This window comes from Pseudomonas sp. Irchel s3a12 (assembly GCF_900187485.1).
Classification (GTDB): Bacteria; Pseudomonadota; Gammaproteobacteria; order Pseudomonadales; family Pseudomonadaceae; genus Aquipseudomonas; species Aquipseudomonas neuropathica.
This window is the reverse complement of sequence record NZ_FYDN01000004.1, coordinates 332,195-350,972: the sequence shown is the minus strand read 5'-3', so window position 1 is coordinate 350,972 and position 18,778 is coordinate 332,195. Positions and strand designations below refer to the sequence as shown.

The 18,778-nt window shown below is 60.3% G+C and carries 19 protein-coding genes; 10 read left to right on the top strand and 9 right to left on the bottom strand.

The window, feature by feature from the left end:
- Positions 1-323 precede the first annotated feature (323 nt).
- Positions 324-1,658: a dicarboxylate/amino acid:cation symporter gene (locus tag CKW14_RS09735; protein WP_007917521.1), complete on the top strand. Its 1,335-nt coding sequence runs from the start codon at positions 324-326 to the stop codon at positions 1,656-1,658.
- Between the two features lie 145 nt (positions 1,659-1,803).
- The gene (locus CKW14_RS09730; RefSeq protein ID WP_095125225.1) at positions 1,804-2,985 is read left to right on the top strand and encodes a CaiB/BaiF CoA-transferase family protein; all 1,182 of its coding nucleotides are present in this window, start codon (positions 1,804-1,806) and stop codon (positions 2,983-2,985) included.
- A gap of 133 nt (positions 2,986-3,118) precedes the next feature.
- Here CKW14_RS09730 and CKW14_RS09725 read toward each other — a convergent pair whose 3' ends face one another.
- The gene (locus tag CKW14_RS09725; RefSeq protein ID WP_095051057.1) at positions 3,119-3,613 is read right to left on the bottom strand and encodes a SprT family zinc-dependent metalloprotease; all 495 of its coding nucleotides are present in this window, start codon (positions 3,611-3,613) and stop codon (positions 3,119-3,121) included.
- A 127-nt stretch (positions 3,614-3,740) separates the two neighbouring features.
- Positions 3,741-4,343: a Yip1 family protein gene (locus tag CKW14_RS09720; protein WP_016773629.1), complete on the bottom strand. Its 603-nt coding sequence runs from the start codon at positions 4,341-4,343 to the stop codon at positions 3,741-3,743.
- Positions 4,344-4,631: 288 nt separating this feature from the next.
- Between CKW14_RS09720 and ttcA the strand changes: the two genes are divergently transcribed.
- On the top strand, positions 4,632-5,456 hold the full coding sequence (gene ttcA / locus CKW14_RS09715) for a tRNA 2-thiocytidine(32) synthetase TtcA (protein ID WP_095125224.1): 825 nt from the start codon (positions 4,632-4,634) through the stop codon (positions 5,454-5,456).
- Between the two features lie 134 nt (positions 5,457-5,590).
- Positions 5,591-6,265, top strand: coding sequence for a DNA-3-methyladenine glycosylase I (locus CKW14_RS09710; RefSeq protein WP_095051058.1), 675 nt, complete (start codon positions 5,591-5,593; stop codon positions 6,263-6,265).
- A gap of 112 nt (positions 6,266-6,377) precedes the next feature.
- On the opposite strand, the gene CKW14_RS09705 is transcribed toward CKW14_RS09710, so the two are convergent.
- Genes CKW14_RS09705 through arsC form a run of 3 tightly spaced genes read right to left on the bottom strand, consistent with a single transcriptional unit; the run spans position 6,378 to position 7,751 of the window.
- Positions 6,378-6,803 (bottom strand): DUF2069 domain-containing protein, encoded by a 426-nt coding sequence (locus tag CKW14_RS09705; RefSeq protein ID WP_095051059.1) that lies wholly within the window; start codon positions 6,801-6,803, stop codon positions 6,378-6,380.
- 1 nt (position 6,804) lies between these two features.
- Positions 6,805-7,401 carry an NAD(P)H:quinone oxidoreductase gene (gene wrbA / locus CKW14_RS09700; protein ID WP_095125223.1) on the bottom strand — a complete coding sequence of 199 codons (597 nt, stop codon included), beginning with the start codon at positions 7,399-7,401 and terminating at the stop codon, positions 6,805-6,807.
- A complete protein-coding gene (gene arsC / locus CKW14_RS09695; RefSeq protein ID WP_093442189.1) occupies positions 7,398-7,751 on the bottom strand; it encodes an arsenate reductase (glutaredoxin) in 354 nt (117 codons plus the stop codon). Before arsC ends, wrbA begins: the two co-directional genes overlap by 4 nt.
- Positions 7,752-7,864: 113 nt before the next feature.
- Here arsC and CKW14_RS09690 point away from each other — a divergent pair, with 113 nt between their 5' ends.
- Positions 7,865-8,332, top strand: a complete 468-nt coding sequence (locus CKW14_RS09690; protein ID WP_007917494.1) for a TlpA disulfide reductase family protein — start codon at positions 7,865-7,867, stop codon at positions 8,330-8,332.
- 288 nt (positions 8,333-8,620) lie between these two features.
- On the opposite strand, the gene CKW14_RS09685 is transcribed toward CKW14_RS09690, so the two are convergent.
- A complete protein-coding gene (locus CKW14_RS09685) occupies positions 8,621-9,025 on the bottom strand; it encodes an META domain-containing protein (RefSeq protein ID WP_093442194.1) in 405 nt (134 codons plus the stop codon).
- A complete protein-coding gene (locus tag CKW14_RS09680) occupies positions 9,025-9,459 on the bottom strand; it encodes a hypothetical protein (protein WP_095051061.1) in 435 nt (144 codons plus the stop codon). Before CKW14_RS09680 ends, CKW14_RS09685 begins: the two co-directional genes overlap by 1 nt.
- Before the next feature lie 133 nt (positions 9,460-9,592).
- On the opposite strand from CKW14_RS09680, the gene CKW14_RS09675 reads away from it, so the two are divergent.
- The gene (locus CKW14_RS09675; RefSeq protein WP_095051074.1) at positions 9,593-10,051 is read left to right on the top strand and encodes a hypothetical protein; all 459 of its coding nucleotides are present in this window, start codon (positions 9,593-9,595) and stop codon (positions 10,049-10,051) included.
- A gap of 12 nt (positions 10,052-10,063) precedes the next feature.
- Here the strand turns inward: CKW14_RS09675 and CKW14_RS09670 are convergent, their stop codons facing one another.
- A complete protein-coding gene (locus CKW14_RS09670; protein WP_095051075.1) occupies positions 10,064-11,053 on the bottom strand; it encodes a 2-hydroxyacid dehydrogenase in 990 nt (329 codons plus the stop codon).
- Positions 11,054-11,135: 82 nt separating this feature from the next.
- A complete protein-coding gene (locus tag CKW14_RS09665; protein ID WP_095051076.1) occupies positions 11,136-13,889 on the bottom strand; it encodes a response regulator in 2,754 nt (917 codons plus the stop codon).
- Positions 13,890-14,108: 219 nt separating this feature from the next.
- Between CKW14_RS09665 and CKW14_RS09660 the strand changes: the two genes are divergently transcribed.
- From CKW14_RS09660 to rlmD, 4 genes are all read left to right on the top strand, one after another.
- A complete protein-coding gene (locus CKW14_RS09660) occupies positions 14,109-14,831 on the top strand; it encodes a response regulator transcription factor (protein ID WP_095051062.1) in 723 nt (240 codons plus the stop codon).
- A complete protein-coding gene (locus CKW14_RS09655) occupies positions 14,818-16,242 on the top strand; it encodes a sensor histidine kinase (protein WP_095125222.1) in 1,425 nt (474 codons plus the stop codon). Before CKW14_RS09660 ends, CKW14_RS09655 begins: the two co-directional genes overlap by 14 nt.
- A 236-nt stretch (positions 16,243-16,478) precedes the next feature.
- Positions 16,479-17,381, top strand: coding sequence for a cysteine synthase CysM (gene cysM, locus CKW14_RS09650; protein ID WP_176471271.1), 903 nt, complete (start codon positions 16,479-16,481; stop codon positions 17,379-17,381).
- Positions 17,381-18,757: a 23S rRNA (uracil(1939)-C(5))-methyltransferase RlmD gene (rlmD, locus tag CKW14_RS09645; protein ID WP_095125220.1), complete on the top strand. Its 1,377-nt coding sequence runs from the start codon at positions 17,381-17,383 to the stop codon at positions 18,755-18,757. The genes cysM and rlmD overlap by 1 nt, the downstream gene beginning before the upstream one ends.
- Positions 18,758-18,778 lie beyond the last annotated feature (21 nt).

The following is an 18,778-nucleotide window of genomic DNA, read 5'->3' as shown; positions in this document are numbered from 1 at the left end:
ATGGTAGCCGGCGGCTGGACACGCCTACAAGGCGGATTTCCGCCAAATTGTAGGACGAGAAGCGGTGAGTTGGCGGAAATCCGCCACACTTGAGTCACCGAGTGGTGACATCCATGACGGTGTAATCCCTGATATCAAAAGGCTTGCAGGCAATCGCACCAAAGTGGCACGACGTTTGCGATACAAGCCACAGAAGCGTGCGTTTGGCCCTGATGGAAAACGCTGCTCCAACAACAAATCCCTCCAGTGCAGGAGGGTTCGCAATTAAGGTTTCGCGGCCAACAGATGGATGTTGCCACGCGGGACGCTTGAGGAAACCTGCAATGACGACTCGTCAGCCACTGTACAAATCCCTGTATTTCCAGGTGATCGTTGCCATCGCCATCGGCATCCTGCTTGGTCACTTCTACCCTCAGACCGGTGTGGCCCTCAAGCCGCTGGGTGACGGGTTCATCAAACTGATCAAAATGGTCATCGCCCCGATCATCTTCTGCACCGTTGTCAGCGGCATCGCCGGCATGCAGAACATGAAATCCGTGGGCAAGACTGGCGGCTACGCGCTGCTGTACTTCGAAATCGTTTCCACCATTGCCCTGCTGATCGGTCTGATCGTGGTCAACGTTGTGCAACCGGGCGCCGGCATGCACATCGACGTCACCACCCTGGACGCCTCGAAAATCGCCACTTATGTGACGGCCAGTAAAGACCAGAGCATTGTCGGTTTCCTCCTCAATGTAATCCCGAACACCATCGTCGGCGCGTTCGCCACCGGTGACATCCTGCAAGTGCTGATGTTCTCGGTGATCTTCGGCTACGCCCTGCATCGCCTGGGTTCGTACGGTCGTCCGCTGCTGGACATGATCGATCGCTTCGCCCACGTGATGTTCAACATCATCAACATGATCATGAAACTGGCGCCGCTGGGTGCTTTCGGCGCGATGGCCTTCACCATCGGTGCCTACGGCGTCGGCTCGCTGGTGCAACTGGGCCAGTTGATGATCTGCTTCTACATCACCTGCATCCTGTTCGTGGTGGTGGTGCTGGGTGCGATCTGCCGTGCTCACGGTTTCAGCGTGTTCAAGCTGGTGCGTTACATCCGTGAAGAACTGTTGATCGTACTGGGCACGTCCTCGTCGGAATCGGCATTGCCACGCATGCTGATCAAGATGGAGCGTCTGGGCGCGAAGAAATCCGTAGTAGGCCTGGTGATCCCGACCGGTTACTCGTTCAACCTCGACGGTACTTCGATCTACCTGACCATGGCGGCCGTGTTCATCGCTCAGGCGACCGACACTCACATGGACATCACTCACCAGATCACCCTGCTGCTGGTATTGCTGCTGTCCTCCAAAGGTGCGGCGGGCGTGACCGGTTCGGGCTTCATCGTGCTGGCTGCCACTCTGTCGGCGGTAGGTCACCTGCCGGTGGCCGGTCTGGCGCTGATCCTCGGTATCGACCGCTTCATGTCCGAAGCCCGCGCACTGACCAACCTGGTCGGTAACGCAGTAGCCACCATCGTAGTTGCCAAGTGGGTCAAGGAACTGGATACCGATCAGCTGCAAACCGAGCTGGCCTCGGGCGGTCGCGGTATCTCTGATGAGCGTGAAGAAGATGATCTGGGTGTGGCTGAAGGCCCAACCCCAAGCAATGTGAAGTAAGTACTGCTTGCCTGGAAAAACCCGCTTCGGCGGGTTTTTTCTTGCCTGCGATTTGAGCGTAACGGTCACACCCGCTGACATTTCCGGTGATTGCCGTAGGCGGTATCGCTGCCTAGGCTGAGTGCATCGCCCAAGGAGTTCGCCCATGTCCGCACCGCTGGCCTCACTGAAGATCCTCGATTTCTCGACGCTGCTGCCGGGGCCGTTCGCCTCGCTGTTGCTGGCGGATATGGGCGCTGAAGTGCTGCGCATCGAATCACCAACGCGCATGGACCTGCTGCGGGTATTGCCGCCGCATGATGGCGGAGTTTCGGCCAGTCATGCCTACCTCAATCGCAACAAGCGCAGCCTGGCCCTGGACCTCAAACAGCCCGAGGCGCTGGACGTGGTCAAGCAATTGCTGACCGATTACGACATCGTCCTCGAGCAGTTTCGCCCCGGTGTCATGGAGCGTTTGGGCCTGGGCTATGAAGCGCTGAAGGCGATCAACCCGAAGCTGATCTACGTGTCGATCACCGGTTACGGCCAGACCGGGCCGTACAAGGATCGCGCCGGGCATGACATCAACTATTTGGCGCTGGCGGGGCTGGCCAGTTACACCGGCCGCGCCGATAGCGGTCCGTTGCCATTGGGTATGCAAGTGGCGGATGTCGCCGGTGGTTCGTTGCACGGGGTGATCGGCTTGTTGGCGGCGGTGATTGCGCGGCAGCAAACCGGGCAGGGCACGCACCTGGATGTAAGCATGACCGACTGCGCGTTCAGCCTGAATGCAATGGCCGGTGCCGGCTATCTGGCTTGCGGCGAAGAGCCAGAGTGGGAAGAGCAGATGCTCAACGGCGGCAGCTTCTACGATTATTACCGTTCTCGCGATGGACGCTGGATGTCGGTGGGCAGTCTGGAGCCGGGGTTCATGCAGCAATTGTGTGCGGCGCTGGGGCGGCCGGAGTTGGCCGCACAGGGCCTGTCGCCCAAGCCTGAACAGCAGCGGGCGTTGAAATACGCGCTGACGGTCGAGTTTGAAAAACATGACTTTGCTGAATTGTGCGAGTTGTTTGCCGGGATTGATGCGTGTGTCGAGCCGGTATTGAGTCTGGGGGAGGCGGTAAGCCATCCGCAGTTGCGGGCACGGGAATTGGTGACGCAGGTGCCGCGTGAGGATGGTACGACGCAGGCGCAGATAGCGTGTCCGTTGAAGTTTTCCGAAGCGTTGCCGGCGCCGCGGCATGTTGGCGCGGTGTTGGGGCAGCATACGGATCAGGTGTTGGGGGAGTTGGGGTTGAGTCCTTCGAAAATTGAAGAGCTGCGCCGGGCCAAAGTCATTCTTTAGTGCCTGTTCTGGCCTCATCGCTGGCAAGCCAGCTCCCACAGTTTTCGAGGTGTCCACAGATTCTGTGTAAGACACCTAAACCTGTGGGAACTGGCTTGCCAGCGATGGGGCCAGTCAGGGCGAAACAAACTGACTATTCCACCCGCATCTCGCCACTGAACACCAACGTGTTCCGGCAGCGGCGACACAGGTAACGCCGTCCCTGCCGTACCAGACTATGGCGCTGCGCCGAAAACGGAAAATCGCTGTCAGCGCATGGGCATTTGTAGATATAGCGGGTCACGCTGCGGCGCTTGATTGCATAGGTGTGGCAGCGATCCGGCGGCAGTTCGTAAACCCCGCGCATGATCAGTTGCCATTCCTCGCCGTGGGGCTGAATGCGCTCGCCAAACAACTGATGGGCGATCAGGTGCGCGACTTCGTGGGCCACGGTCTGCTTGAGGAAGTGTTCGGTGTTTTCCCGGTACAGCTGCGGATTGAAGCGCAGCAGATTCTCGTGCAGATGCGCGACACCGGCTTTTTGCCCGCGCAGCTTGAGACTGACGACAGGGCGTGGGAAAGAACGTTTGAAAAAGGCTTCAGCGAGTTGGTAACAGTCTTCGACGCGGGTATTGAGTTGCTCGGGCATGCTTGATGGATCTCCAGAGGCGTCGAGTATGCCGCAACCCTGTGGACTTGCGAATCGCCGAGCTGCCGAATGGTCATCCTTGAAACGACAAGGCCGCCTTGCGGCGGCCTGTGATCAGCCTGTCGAGTCAGTTCGTATACACAGGCCCGACGCCCAGCCCCCAGACAATCACGGTGAATGCCATGATGGCGACCAGCACCACCAGACCCACCGCCAGCACCGAGCTGGAAAACAGGAAGCCCTCGTCCGACGGAATATTCATGAACGTCGGCAGCCCCACATACAACAGATAAACCGTGTAGCAGATGGCCGCCGTACCGACGATCATCCCCAGCCACATATGCGGATACAGCGCCGCCAGACCGCCGACGAACAACGGTGTCGCGGTATAAGTGGCAAATGCGACACAACGGGCCAGACTCGGGTTGGCGTCATAGGTACGCGCCATCCAGTGCACGAAAGCGCCCATGACCGCGACGCCGCCGAGCATGGCCAGGTACGACATGATCGTCATCCACAGTGCGCTTTCAAAGGTAAGCATCACCGGTGCGCGGTTGCCGATCACCCAGCCAACCTGAGTAGTGCCGATAAACGCCGAGACAGCGGGGATCGCCGCCAGAATCAGCGTGTGGGTGAGGTACATGTGGCTGATGCTTTCCTCTTGGTCGCCACGGATTTCCTTCCATTCCTGATCGGGGTGGGTAAAAAGTCCCACTACGTGATGGATCATGCCAGTCACTCCTCTTGTTATTGCCATCGCCCCCCAACGGAGCGCCTACGGGCCAAGGTGGCCGAGCAAATTCAGGTCTTCAGATGTGTGCGACCTTATGTCGCAGTATAGAAAGGTCTTACCCGCACAGGTATTAGGGGCTTAGAGCAAATCGCGCTGTAAACAGGGCGGGTAATCGCCTCGGGGTCTGTTAACGAGTCGTCGGCTGGCCGCGACAACCTGTGCCCACAACCCCGGGGTTTTTGCGTAAAATGCCGGCCTTTCGTCACACCTCACGGATTTCGCGTCATGGGCACTCTTACGGTCAACCAGAACAAACTGCAAAAGCGCCTGCGCCGTCTGGCCGGCGAAGCGGTCGCCGATTTCAACATGATTGAAGACGGCGACAAGGTCATGGTCTGCCTGTCCGGCGGCAAAGACAGCTACACCATGCTCGATGTGCTGCTGCACCTGCAAAAGGTTGCCCCGATCAAGTTCGAGATCGTCGCGGTGAACATGGACCAGAAGCAGCCGGGATTCCCCGAGCATGTGCTGCCGGCCTATCTGAAAGATCTGGGCGTCGAGTACCACATCGTCGAAAAAGACACCTACTCGGTGGTCAAGGAACTGATCCCGGAAGGTAAGACCACTTGCTCGCTGTGCTCGCGCCTGCGTCGCGGCACGCTTTATACCTTTGCCGATGAGATTGGCGCGACGAAAATGGCCCTCGGTCACCACCGCGACGACATCGTCGAGACGTTTTTCCTCAACATGTTCTTCAACGGCAGCCTCAAGGCCATGCCGCCGAAGCTGCGTGCCGATGACGGCCGCAACGTGGTGATCCGTCCGCTGGCGTACTGCAACGAGAAAGACATTCAGGCGTACTCGGACTTCAAGGAATTCCCGATCATCCCGTGCAACCTCTGCGGTTCGCAGGAAAACCTGCAGCGTCAGGTAGTCAAGGAGATGCTTCAGGACTGGGAGCGCAAGACCCCGGGCCGTACCGAAAGCATCTTCCGCAGCCTGCAGAACGTGATTCCATCGCAACTGGCCGACCGCAACCTGTTCGACTTCACCAGCCTGAAGATCGACGAGACCGCGGCTTCGCGCTTCGTCAACGTCGTCAATCTGTAAACCCATTTCAAATGTGGGAGCGAGCCTGCTCGCGAAAGCGGTGCGTCATTCCACTGATTTGTTGACTGATACTCCCACTTCGCGAGCAGGCTCGCTCCCACATTGGTTTCTTGCTTCATTCAATAGGAGAGGGCATGCGCGATTACAAGTGGCTGCACGAATACTGTCTGAACCGCTTCGGTTCGGCGGCTGAACTGGAAGCCCATCTGCCCGTTCCCAAGACCCCGGCACAACTGCGCAAGATCAGCGACGACCGTTACCTCTCGACCATGGCCCTGCGCGTATTTCGCGCCGGCCTCAAACACAGTCTGGTCGACGCCAAGTGGCCGGCCTTCGAAGAGGTGTTCTTCAAGTTCGACCCGGAAAAAGTCGTGCTGATGAGCGCCGAACACCTTGAGCGCCTGATGCAGGATGCGCGAATCATCCGTCACCTCGGCAAGCTCAAGAGCGTGCCGCGCAATGCGCAGTTCATTCTCGATGTGGAGAAGGAGAAGGGCAGTTTCGGTGCGCTGATTGCCGACTGGCCGGTGACCGATATCGTCGGTTTATGGACGTACCTGAAAAAGCACGGCCATCAACTGGGCGGGCTGTCGGCGCCACGGTTTTTGCGCATGGTTGGCAAGGACACGTTTGTGCCGAGCTACGACGTGGTCGCGGCGCTGAATGCGCAGAAGATCGTCGACAAGGTGCCGACCAGTTTGCGTGACCTGGCGATTGTCCAGGACACGTTCAACCAGTGGCATGAGCAGAGCGGCGGACGGGCGATGAGCCAGATTTCGATGATGCTCGCGTACACAGTGAATCATTGATACCGAGTTGCCCCAATCGCTGGCAAGCCAGCTCCCACAGTTTTTTATTGATCACAATATTGTGTTTCAACACTGACCCTGTGGGAGCTGGCTTGCCAGCGATGTCGATCTGTCAGGCGACGGAGATCTCGCCTTCGCCCGCCAACTTGCGATTCAACTGATACCGCCACCGCACATACAACAGCGCCGAGCAGAACACCGCCAGGCTCGCGATCATCTCCAGCACGCCAAACCACTGTCGACTCGGGTCATACGCCGCCAGTGCGCCTTTGATGAAATACAGGTTTACCACAAAGCACATCCACGAATGCCCACGGGCACTGCCCATGATCATCGCCGGGGCGAGGATGATCCACGGGATCAGCTCGACCAGCAGAATCACCCATGGCCGCGCGCCGTGCAGGTCGGCGAACAGCAGATAGTAGGCCGCGAGCAGACCGGCTAGGGCGAAAAAGCTCAGCAGGCTGAGCACCCGCATCGCCTTCACCCGTGGCTCAAGCCACTCGACACTCGGCAGAATCTTCGGCTTCTTCGCCATCTCAGCCCACCAGTTTCTGAGCGGTTTTGGCCAGCCGCAGACCCAACGCACGGCACAGTGCAACTTCGTGCTGATCAAGGCCTTTTTTGCCGTCCGCTCCGGCGTGATGACTGGCACCGTAAGGCGTGCCGCCACCCTGGGTTTCCAGCAGCGCCGACTCGCTGTACGGCAGGCCGGTGATGAGCATGCCGTGGTGCAGCAGCGGCAACATCATCGACAGCAGGGTGGTTTCCTGACCGCCGTGCAGGCTGGCGGTAGAGGTGAACACGCCAGCCGGTTTGCCGACGAGGGCGCCGGTCAGCCACAGGTTGCTGGTGCCGTCGAGGAAGTACTTCAGTGGCGCGGCCATGTTGCCGAAACGCGTCGGGCTACCGAGGGCGAGGCCAGCGCAGTTCTTCAAATCATCCAGCGTTGCGTACAGCGCGCCGTCCTCCGGGATGGCCGGGGCCACGGCTTCGCACTCGGTGGAGATCGCCGGCACGGTGCGCAGGCGCGCTTCGAGGCCAGCCTGTTCGACACCGCGGGCAATCTGCCGGGCCATCTCGTTGGTCGAGCCGTTGCGGCTGTAATACAGCACCAGAATGTACGGCGCGCTCACGGCAACAACTCCAGGATATTTTCGGGTGGACGACCGATCACCGCTTTGTCGCCGACCTCGAGAATCGGTCGCTCCATCAGTTTTGGATGCTGGGCAATAGCGTCGATCAATTGCGCTTCGCTGAGGCTTTCGTCAGCCAGTTGAAGCATTTTGTATTCATCTTCCCCGGTGCGCAGCAACTGACGTGCGCTGATCCCGAGCTTGCCGAGCAGGGCCTTGATTTGCGCTGCATTCAGCGGGGTCTCGAGGTACCGCACGACGTTCGGGGTCAGGCCGCGGGCTTCAAGAAGCTCCAGCGCGCCGCGGGATTTCGAGCAGCGCGGATTGTGATAAAGCGTCAGATCGGTCATGGCGGGTCGCTTCTGGCGTAAAGTGGCGGCTATTCTAACTGTGCAGCGCGCAATCCAGAACCTTCGGAGGCAATGGGTCGCAGGCGCCTTCAAATTTTCTCAAGGAACACGACATGACACGGCGATTGGCAGCGGCATTGACGATAATCGGGGCGTTGATGCTGGGGGGCTGCGGCAATGATTACGGGATCGACCAGAACGGTCAGAAGGTCGCGTCCGAACGTCTCGACAAACAATGGGTGGTGCTCAACTACTGGGCCGAATGGTGCGGCCCGTGCCGCACCGAGATCCCGGAGCTCAACCATCTGGCTGACGAGCTGAAGAGCAAGAACGTCGGCGTGTTCGGGGTCAACTTTGACAATGTGCAAGGTGTGGAGCTGAAAGACGCCAGTGAAAAACTGGGCATCAAGTTCACCGTGCTGGCGCAGGATCCGGCGGAGTTGTTTGAGTTACCGCGCAGTGAGGCGCTGCCGGTGACGTACATCATCGACAACAAAGGCAAGGTGCGTGAGCAGTTGATGGGGGAGCAGACGGCGGCGGGGGTGATGGCGAAGCTGGAGGCGTTACAAGCGACCAAGTGAGTTGCCGCTAAAGAGCAACCCTCACCCCAGCCCTCTCCCATAGGGAGAGGGAGCCGACCGAGGTGTCTGGCGAGGTACATCGACCTGAGAGATCGAGTCGATTGTGAATTCGTCAAAACCAGATCCGCTCGATTAGGCAGTCGCAAGAGCGGGATTCGATCGATTATGGATTCGATGAAGACCCTTCAGGTCGGCGTAGCTCCCCAATATCCCCCAATCAGTCCCCTCTCCCCCTGGGAGAGGGCTAGGCGGGCGGCGTTCCGATGAGGGCATCGGCGGACTAGCCAATCAACCCTCTTCCAGCCACCAGCGTAGCGGCTTGCCTTCAGCCGGCCAGAAGCGCATCTGCTCGATCGGCGAGATATCCCAGCGCTCGACGTGTTCCAGCGCCTGCAGGAAGCGTTGTTCCTGCTCCATCAACGCTGGTGCACAGAGTTTGCGGGTCTTGCCGATCTTGCCGAAGGTCAGCTTGTCGCCGTCCAGCGTATACGGCGCAAACCAATGGTTGCAGCCGCCGTTGCCGTAGGCGCGGCCATCATCGCCCAGGGTCACGGTCAGATGGCTGTAATCCATCAGCGGGCGCTCGCCGATCCACTCCAGAATGTAGCTGCGGTTCTGTTGCAGTTGCACAGGCTCTGCCGCGCAACCCACCAGACCCACACCGACCATAGCGGTCAGGGCAAGCCGTTTCATCACGCAGGCTCCTGGCATTTCGGGCACAGGTGCTTTTCGCCCACGGCTTTCCAGCCCAGCTCGGCGATGCGCGCGGTGGCCGCCGGTTTCTCTGCGGCCTTGCCGAGTTTGGCGTCCACGGCAAATTCGAAGCTCAGCTCTTTGGCGCAGCTGTCGCAATTGACCTGCCAGGTGTGGATCGCCAGTTCGCCGAACACCGGGCCAGTGGTCATCGCGGTCCATTGGCCCGGCGGGTTGATCAGGTGGCGGACGGTTTCAACGGTCAGGCGCATGGACAAGTCCTTGCTGCCTTTGAGGGTGACCAACAGCGCGTCACCGATGCGAATCGAGCCACCATTGCCGGTGACCTGATAGCGGCCCGGAACGAGGGCGCGGCATTCGGTGAGGGTGTGTTGCGGGTTCATCAGGGTATAGCGGAAATCGTGTTCGACCATGGGTCCTCCAAATATGCGCGACATGCTAGCACGGGGTTGATTGCAGAATGATGCGCGCGTGCGACCTTCGATCCGGTTCAAATACCGCGACACTCATGGCAAACTGCCGGCCTCGAATCTGAAGGAACGGAACATGGCGCTGATCGAATGTTATGAATGCAAAAAGAGCATCAGCTCCGAAGCCTCGGCCTGCATTCATTGTGGAGCTCCGATGGCGGAGCAAACCGCTCACGCCCAGGCGCAGGCAACTGCGGCCCCGGCTCAGCCTTCGACGATTTCTTTTGGCAGTCTGCCGCGTAACAAGGCTGTGCCCGAAGTCACTGCTCCAGCGCCTGAACCGCAACCTTTACCGAAAGTCATGCCGGCCGCCGCACGGCGTCGGCGCCAGCAGCCAACCGAGCAACCGGCCACAGAGCAGGCCAATGCCGACGGCAGTCGTCCGGTGGAAGGCTGGCTGAAGATCATGATCTTCCTGCTGCCGATGTTTTTCGTCTGGTTCCTGCTGCGCTACGGCCACTCGATGAAACAGCGCTTTTTTGGTTTCGGCTGGCTGGCGATGCTGATTCTGGCGTCTTCGCTTTCACCGAAATAAGCGCAAAAAACCTCAGCCCTCGACCTGGTTCTGTGGCGTTCCCGCCGCCCAGGTCGCGATGTTGTGCAGGGTGGTTGCGGCAATTGCACCCAGCGCTTCGCGGGTCAGAAAGGCCTGATGCGCGGTGATGATCACGTTGGGAAAGGTCAGCAATCGCGCCAGCACATCGTCCTGCAAAGGCAGGTCGGAGCGATCCTCGAAAAACAGTTGTGCCTCTTCCTCATAGACATCCAGCCCCAGATAGCCGAGTTGGCCGTCCTTCAATGCATCGATCAGTGCCGGTGTGTCGACCAGCCCACCACGGCCGGTATTGATAAGCATGGCGCCCGCCTGCATGTGCGCCAGTGAATCGCGGTTGATCAGGTGTTTACTTTGCTCGTTGAGCGGACAGTGCAGGCTGATGATCCGCGACTGCGCGAGCAGTTCCGGCAGGCTCAGGTAACGCGCACCCAACGCCAGAACATCGGGGTTGGGGAAGGGATCGTAAGCCAGTAGCTCACAACCGAAACCGTGCATGATTTTCGCGAACGTGGCGCCGATCTGTCCGGTGCCGACAATCCCCACGGTTTTGCCGACCAGGTCGAAACCGGTCAGGCCATGGAGGCTGAAATCGCCTTCACGGGTGCGGTTATAGGCACGGTGCAGGCGACGGTTGAGGGCCAGGATCAGCGCCACGGCGTGTTCGGCCACCGCATGCGGCGAGTAGGCCGGCACGCGCACCACGGCCAGTCCGAGACGTTTCGCTGCGGCCAGATCGACATGGTTGTAGCCCGCCGAGCGCAGGGCAATCAGACGCGTGCCGCCCGCAGCCAGGCGCTCCAGCACCGCAGCGCCGAGGTCATCATTGATGAACGCACAGACCACTTCATGTTTATCGGCCAGCGCTGCCGTATCGAGGCTGAGCCGGGCCGCTTGAAAGTGCAGCTCGATACCTGCCGGGCAAGCGGCGGCGAGAAAGCTGTCGCGGTCATAGGTCTGGCTACTGAAAACGAGCGTGCGCATGAAATCCTCCTGGAACATCGACACGGATTGAATCACCCGAACCCACTTTAGCGCTGCCGGTGTTGGCCGGCATTGCCGTGGATCAGGCGCTGATCTTCGCTTGTGCCGCGAGCCGGTTGATCGCGCGCTCCAGTTCTTCCAGCGCTGCCACGGCCTTGGGGTCGTCCTGCTTGAGCAGGGTTTCGCTGCGCTGGCAGGCCGCGCGCAATTGCGGTACGCCGCAATAACGGGTGGCACCGTGCAGGCGATGGACGCGTTCGATCAATGCATTCTGGTCGCGGTTTTCGCACGCCGCGCGGATGGCCTCGCGGTCGGCTTCCAGTGAGGCGAGCAACATGGCCAGCATGTCTGCCGCCAGATCAGCCTTGCCGGCGGCCAGGCGCAAACCTTCCTCGTGATCGAGCACCGGCAGTTCATTATTGCCCGCCGCGCTGTCGCTGATCCGCTCCGGCCCTTGATTGCGCAAGGCCAGGCCGGTCCATTTCAGCACCACCTGCGCCAGTTGCCGTTCGCTGATCGGTTTGGTCAGGTAATCGTCCATGCCGCTTTGCAGCAACGCGCGTTTTTCGTTGGCCATGGCGTGGGCGGTGAGGGCGACGATCGGCAGCGGCGTGCAGTGCCGCTCGCTTTCCCACTGGCGAATGGTTTCGGTGCTCTGGCGGCCGTCCATGCCCGGCATCTGCACGTCCATCAACACCAGATCGAAGGACTCGCTTTGTACGGCTTTGACCGCCGCGTAGCCACTTTCCACCGCAAGTACCTTGGCGCCCATGTCTTCGAGCAGGGTTTGCACCAGCAGCAGGTTGGCCGGGTTGTCGTCGACACAGAGCACTTTCGGCGCGCGGCTCGACAGCGGTTCCCCTGGCTCATTGCGCGGCTGGCGCGGGTTGACCAGATCGGCCAGCGCACGACGCAGTTTGCGTGTGCAGGCCGGCTTGGCTTGCAACTGACTGTGCGGGTTCGGCACCGACAGATGGAACAGCGTCTGTTCGGTGGTCGGGCACAGCACCAGCACTTTGCAGCCGAGGTGTTCGAGGTCCCAGATGTGCTGATTCAAACGCTCGGGCAGCATGTCGTTGCTGGTGATGCCGATGACCGCCAGATCAATCGCCTGATCGGTCTGGTGCGCGCCGGTGACGCCATTGGTCAAGGTTTCCAGCGTATTGAACGGCGTGACATCGAGGCCGCAATCTTCCAGTTGATGTTGCAAGGCCTGACGCGCCAGTTCATGACTTTCCAGTACTGCCACGCGGCGCCCGAGTAGCGGCGGGGCCGGCAAGTCTTCGGCGTCGTCACGGGTTTTCGGCAGGCTCAGGCTGATCCAGAATTCCGAGCCTTCGCCGGGTGTGCTGTCGACGCCGATTTCACCACCCATCTGCTCAATCAGACGCTTGGAAATCACCAGTCCCAGGCCGGTGCCGCCCGGTTGCCGCGACAGCGAGTTGTCGGCCTGACTGAAGGCCTGGAACAACGCGCGCACGTCCTGATTCGACAGGCCGATGCCGGTGTCCTGAATGCTGATGCGCAACTGCACGCTGTCTTCGTGTTCATCTTCAAGCATCGCGCGGGCAACGATGGTGCCTTCGCGGGTGAACTTGATTGCGTTGCTGACCAGGTTGGTGAGGATCTGCTTCAGGCGTAAGGGGTCACCGACCAGCGACAGCGGCGTGTCGCGGTAGACCAGACTGACCAGCTCCAATTGCTTGGCGTGTGCGGCGGGGGCGAGGATGGTCAGGGTGTCCTGCAACAGGTCGCGCAGGTTGAACGGAATATGGTCGAGCACCAGTTTGCCCGCCTCGATTTTCGAGAAGTCGAGGATCTCGTTGATGATCCCCAGCAGGCTGTCGGCAGACTTTTCGATGGTGCCCAGATAATCGAGCTGGCGCGGGGTCAGTTCGCTTTTCTGCAACAGGTGCGTGAAGCCGAGAATGCCGTTGAGCGGCGTGCGGATCTCGTGGCTCATGTTGGCGAGGAATTCGGATTTGATCCGGCTCGCCTCCAGCGCTTCTTTGCGCGCCAGGTCCAGTTCGATGTTCTGGATCTCGATGGTTTCCAGGTTCTGGCGCACGTCTTCGGTGGCCTGATCGACACTGTGTTGCAGTTCTTCGCGGGCGTTCTGCAAGGTGCCGGCCATGCGATTGATCCCGGAGGCCAGCTCATCCAGCTCTTGGCTGCCAAGTGGCGGCAAACGCGTTTCCAGATGGCCGTCCTTGAGTTGCGCGACGGCTTGCTTGATCTGGCTCAGCGGCCGGTTGATGGTGCGGCCCATGCGCAACGCCAGCAGGGCGGCGCCCGCCAGACCGGCGGCAATCAGCAGCAGGCTGGCAAACAGGCTGCGATAACCGCGCAGCAACATGCCGTTATGCGACAGCTCCAATTCGACCCAGCCAAGCAGTCGCTCGGATTCTTCCGGGATCAGTTCGCCGGCGAGGTTGCGATGTTTGCCGAACACCGGCATCAGGTAACGCGTCGCGTCATTGCCGCTGCGCCGTTGCAAATGCGCGCTGTCGCCGCTCGGTGCCTGATTGAGCATGGTCGGGCCGGCATGCGCCAGCGGCGAGCGGTCCGGGGCGAGGAAGGTCACCGCGCGCACGTCCGGCTGTTCAAGGGATTGCGTGGCGATGCGCTCCAGCAATTCGCTGTTGCCATGGCCCATGGCGGGTGCCACCAGCGGCGCCAGTTGCTCGGCAATCATTTCGCCGCGCTGCATCAATTGGGTCTGCAAGTCGGCCTGCTGCGTCCAGGTGAAATAACCACCCAGCACCAGCGCCATCAGGCTGGTCGGCAACAAGGTCAGCAATAACACGCGACCTTTGATTCCCAGTTTCTTGAGCACGCCTATCTCCTGCATCCCGCTGATCTGTTGACTCATGCGTGCATCCGGCACGCGACATTGGCGCAGTGTAGCGATTTGCTCGCGGGCAATCTCCGGAAAAATGCGCTCGCGTCGGGGCAGGGCGTCGCTGCTCGTTGGTCAGCTCGGTCAACCTTGAGTTGCCCGATGCCCGGCAATCTTGAATAATCAGTCTCAACTGAGAATTACTTGCAGATACTCATGACTCCTGTTTCCGCTGGCCAGCCACGCATTCTCTCCATCGAAGACGATCCGGTACTCGGCGCCTATGTTCACGAACATCTGGGCCGCAGCGGCTTTCAGGTGACCTGGTGCCAGAACGGTCAGGAAGGCCTGAACATCGCCACGCGCCAGCCGTTCGACGTGGTGCTGATGGATATTCTCTTGCCGGGCCTGGACGGTTTGCAGGTGTTGACGCAATTGCGCCAGAGCCATTCGACACCGGTACTGCTGATGTCGGCCCTCGGCGCCGAGGCGGATCGCATCAGCGGTTTCCGTCTCGGTGCTGACGATTATTTACCCAAGCCGTTCAGCATGGCCGAGTTGCATGTGCGCATCGAAGCGATCCTGCGCCGGGTTGCGCTGGATCGGCGCCCGGCAGCGCTGGCGGCGCCAGTGGCGGTCGGTACGCTGCGATTCGATGACGAACAGTGCGATGTGTTTTTCCGCGAACAACCCGCCGGGCTGACCCGCAGCGAATTCCGTTTGCTCGAAACCCTCAATCGCAATGACGAGGAAGTGCTGAGCAAAGCCTTCCTTTATCAGCACGTTTTGCAGCGCGGCTACGCGGCCCACGATCGCAGCCTCGACATGCATATCAGCCAGATCCGCCGCAAACTGAAAGCCATCGGTTACACCGAGCGTGAAGTGCGCACCGTCTGGGGCAAGGGTTACGTGTTGAGCGCCGCTGATGAAACGCTCTGAACTGCCGGGGCGGCATTCACTGTTCTGGAAACTGGCGTTTCTGCTGGTCGCATTTTGTCTGCTGATGATCTGGCTGAGCTGGTCGTGGGGCCGTTATATGGAGGAGCGCAACCAGTTCCTCTCCGACGAAGCGCGCGGCACCCTGACGCGTTACGCCGCGCAAGCGGAACAGGCCTGGCAGCACGGTGGCCGCAGCGGGGTCGATGACTGGTTGCAGAGCATGGAGTTGCGTGAAGCCAGTTGGGTCGGTGTGATCGGTGGCAACTTACAGTCGCTGAGCAATGATCCGCTGAATGATCAGGAAATTCAGCACCTGACCTTCTTGCGTGGGCTCGACTGGCCGATCCACAAGAAAGGCCGCCCGTGGTTGCGTATTCCTTTCCCCAAAGAGCCGTCTGCCGGCAGCCTGGTGATCGAATTGCCCGAACGATTTGTTCCGGGTAAGTACCGGGTGTTCTGGCGCGTCATCACCAACGGCGTGATTCCAGGTCTGTTCACGTTATTGCTGTGTGTCGGTCTGTACCGCTTGCTGGTCGTGCCCCTGAACAACCTGCGCGAACAGGCTAACGCCTGGCGTGCCGATCAATTGAATGTGCGCCTGTCGAGCGGTATCACCCAGCGCCCGGATGAACTCGGCGAGCTGGCGCGGGCGTTCGACTCCATGTCCGAGCGTCTGCAATCCACCGTCGCCCTGCAACAGCAATTGCTCCGCGATCTGTCCCATGAATTGCGCACACCGCTGAGCCGCCTGCGCGTCGCCAGCGAAAGCGAGCAAGATTTAGTGCAGCTACGCGAACGTATCGGTCGCGAAGTCGACGGTATGCAACGCTTGGTCGAAGACACCCTGCAACTGGCCTGGCTCGATACCGAGCGCTCGCCATTGCCCGACGAGGCGATCCAGATTCAGGCCCTGTGGGAAATGCTCACCGACAATGCCTGTTATGAAAGCGGCTGGCCGAGTCTGCAATTGCAGTGTTCGGTCGAGGCGTCGTGCTGGGTGCGCGGCAACTTGAATACCCTGGCGCAGGCGCTGGAGAACATTTTGCGCAACGCGATTCGGCATTCGCCTGCGGGCGGGATTGTGCGGCTCGATGGACGGCGCGATGGCGATTACTGGCACCTGTGGCTGGAAGATCAGGGCGGCGGCGTAGCGGAAGGGGATCTGGAACGGATCTTCTCGCCTTTCACCCGCCTTGACGGCTCGCGGCCCGGCGACGGTGGATTTGGCTTGGGGCTGAGCATCGCGCGCAATGCCGTGCAGCGTCAGTGCGGGAGTATTTGGGCGGAAAATAGCGGGGCAGGGTTGCGGTTGAGTTTGCGGTTGCTGGCGGATGACGGTGTTGCGCCGACTGACGCCTTCGCGAGCAGGCTCGCTCCCACATTGGAACTCGGTTCGCCGCAGATTGTGTGATCAACAGTTAATAGTGTCATCACTGCTGACACTACTCCTTGTGGGAGCGAGCCTGCTCGCGAAGAGGCCATACGCATCACCGCCAATTAAGATGACCCACCGTAAAAGTCGCACCACTCGTGCGACTTTCAATCCCTTATTCCCATAAACCATAAGCACCGCACTTTGCGTGATATGGCCTGCGCGGGTTTGCCGGTATGATAGGCGCCCCCGCACGTCTGGATTGCGAATACGCCATGACCTTGCAGTACCCAACCATCGCCGATTGCGTCGGCAACACGCCGCTGGTGCGTTTGCAGCGCCTGCCCGGTGCTACCAGCAACACCCTATTGCTCAAGCTCGAAGGGAATAACCCGGCGGGTTCGGTCAAGGACCGTCCGGCGTTGTCGATGATCACCCGCGCCGAGTTGCGCGGGCAGATCCACGCCGGCGATACGCTGATCGAAGCGACCTCGGGTAACACCGGGATCGCGCTGGCCATGGCCGCTGCGATCAAGGGTTACAAGATGATCCTGATCATGCCGGACAACTCCAGCGCCGAGCGTAAAGCGGCGATGACCGCGTACGGTGCCGAGCTGATTCTGGTCAGCCAGGAAGAAGGCATGGAAGGCGCCCGCGACCTCGCCCAGCGGATGGAAGTCGAAGGCCGTGGCAAGGTGCTCGATCAGTTCGCCAATGGCGACAATCCTGAGGCGCACTACACCACCACAGGTCCGGAAATCTGGCGTCAGACCCAGGGCACCATTACCCATTTCGTCAGTTCGATGGGCACCACCGGCACCATCATGGGCGTGTCGCGCTACTTGAAAGAGCAGAGCGACAGCGTGCAGATCGTCGGTCTGCAACCGATGGAAGGCTCGGCCATTCCCGGCATCCGCCGCTGGCCGCAGGAATACCTGCCGAAAATTTATCAGGCCGACCGCGTCGACCGTATCGTCGACATGGCGCAAAGCGAGGCCGAGGACGTGACCCGTCGTCTGGCCCGCGAAGAAGGTATCTTCTGCGGCGTGTCCTCGGGCGGTGCGGTGGCAGCGATGCTGCGCCTGTCCAAAGAAGTTGAAAACGCGGTGATCGTCGCGATCATCTGCGACCGTGGCGACCGTTACCTGTCGACCGGCATTTTCGACGCGCCTAACTGATGGCCAAGCACGAGAGAGGCCTGCGCTTCCAGCCCACGGGTGGGAGTAAGGCCGCGCAAATTCCGACCGGCAAAAAACAGCGCTTGAGCATTGAGCGCCTGGCCAATGACGGTCGCGGTATCGCGTTTTTCGAAGGCAAAACCTGGTTCGTCCTCGGCGCCCTCGCCGGCGAAGAGGTCGAAGCGCGGGTGCTCGGCGCCCACGGCAAAGTGGTCGAGGCGCGCACCGAGCGGGTGTTCAAGGCCAGCGAACTGCGTCGCCCGGCACCGTGTCAGCACGCCGGTCGTTGTGGCGGTTGCAGCGTCCAGCATTTGCCCCACAGCGAACAGCTTGCCCTGAAACAGCGCATGCTCGCCGAGCAATTGTCGCGTGTCGCCGGTGTCGAACCTGACGCGTGGGCAGCGCCGCTGACCGGTCCCGAATTTGGCTATCGCCGTCGTGCCCGCATCGCGGTGCGCTGGGACATGAAGGCGAAGAAACTCGAAGTCGGTTTCCGTGCCGCCGGCAGCCAGGACATCGTCGCGATCAACGAATGCCCGGTGCTGGTACAGCCCTTGCAACCGATCATGACCCGTTTGCCGGAGATGCTCCGTCGTTTGAGCAAACCGCAAGCATTGGGCCATGTCGAGTTGTTCAGTGGCTCGTCACTGGCGGTGCTGCTGCGGCACATGGCGCCGTTGTCGGAAGCGGATCTGACCATTCTCAAGGAATTCTGCCAGTTCCATGAAGCGCAATTATGGCTGCATGGCGAAGGCGAGCCGCAACCGGTCGATGCGACCCAGGCGCTGGGCTATCGCCTGGAACAGTGGGATCTGGATCTGGCGTACCGCCCGGGTGACTTCATCCAGGTCAACGCCGGCGTCAACGAAGCCATGGTTGCGCAAGCGCTGGACTGGCTGAAACCCGGTAGCGACGAGCGCGTGCTGGATCTGTTCTGCGGCCTGGGCAACTTTGCCTTGCCGCTGGCCAAAACCGTTCGGGAAGTGGTGGCGGTCGAAGGCGTGCAGACCATGGTTGATCGCGCTGAAGCCAACGCCGCTAGTAACAATTTGCATAACACAAAGTTTTTTCAAGCCGATTTATCCCAGCCTTTGACCGATGCCCAGTGGATCGGAAACGGCTTTTCTGCGGTACTCTTGGACCCACCGCGTGACGGTGCTTTCGAGGTAGTTCGCAAGCTGGCGACCCTGGGTGCCAAACGGTTGGTGTATGTGTCGTGCAACCCTGCAACTCTGGCGCGCGATACGGTCGAATTGATCAAGCAGGGCTACCGGTTAAAACGTGCCGGGATTCTCGATATGTTTCCTCAGACGGCACATGTCGAGGCCATGGCGTTATTTGAAGCGAGCCAGGATGGCTCGTCTGAATCCGCCTGATCTGTCCGCGCAGCGCTCGCT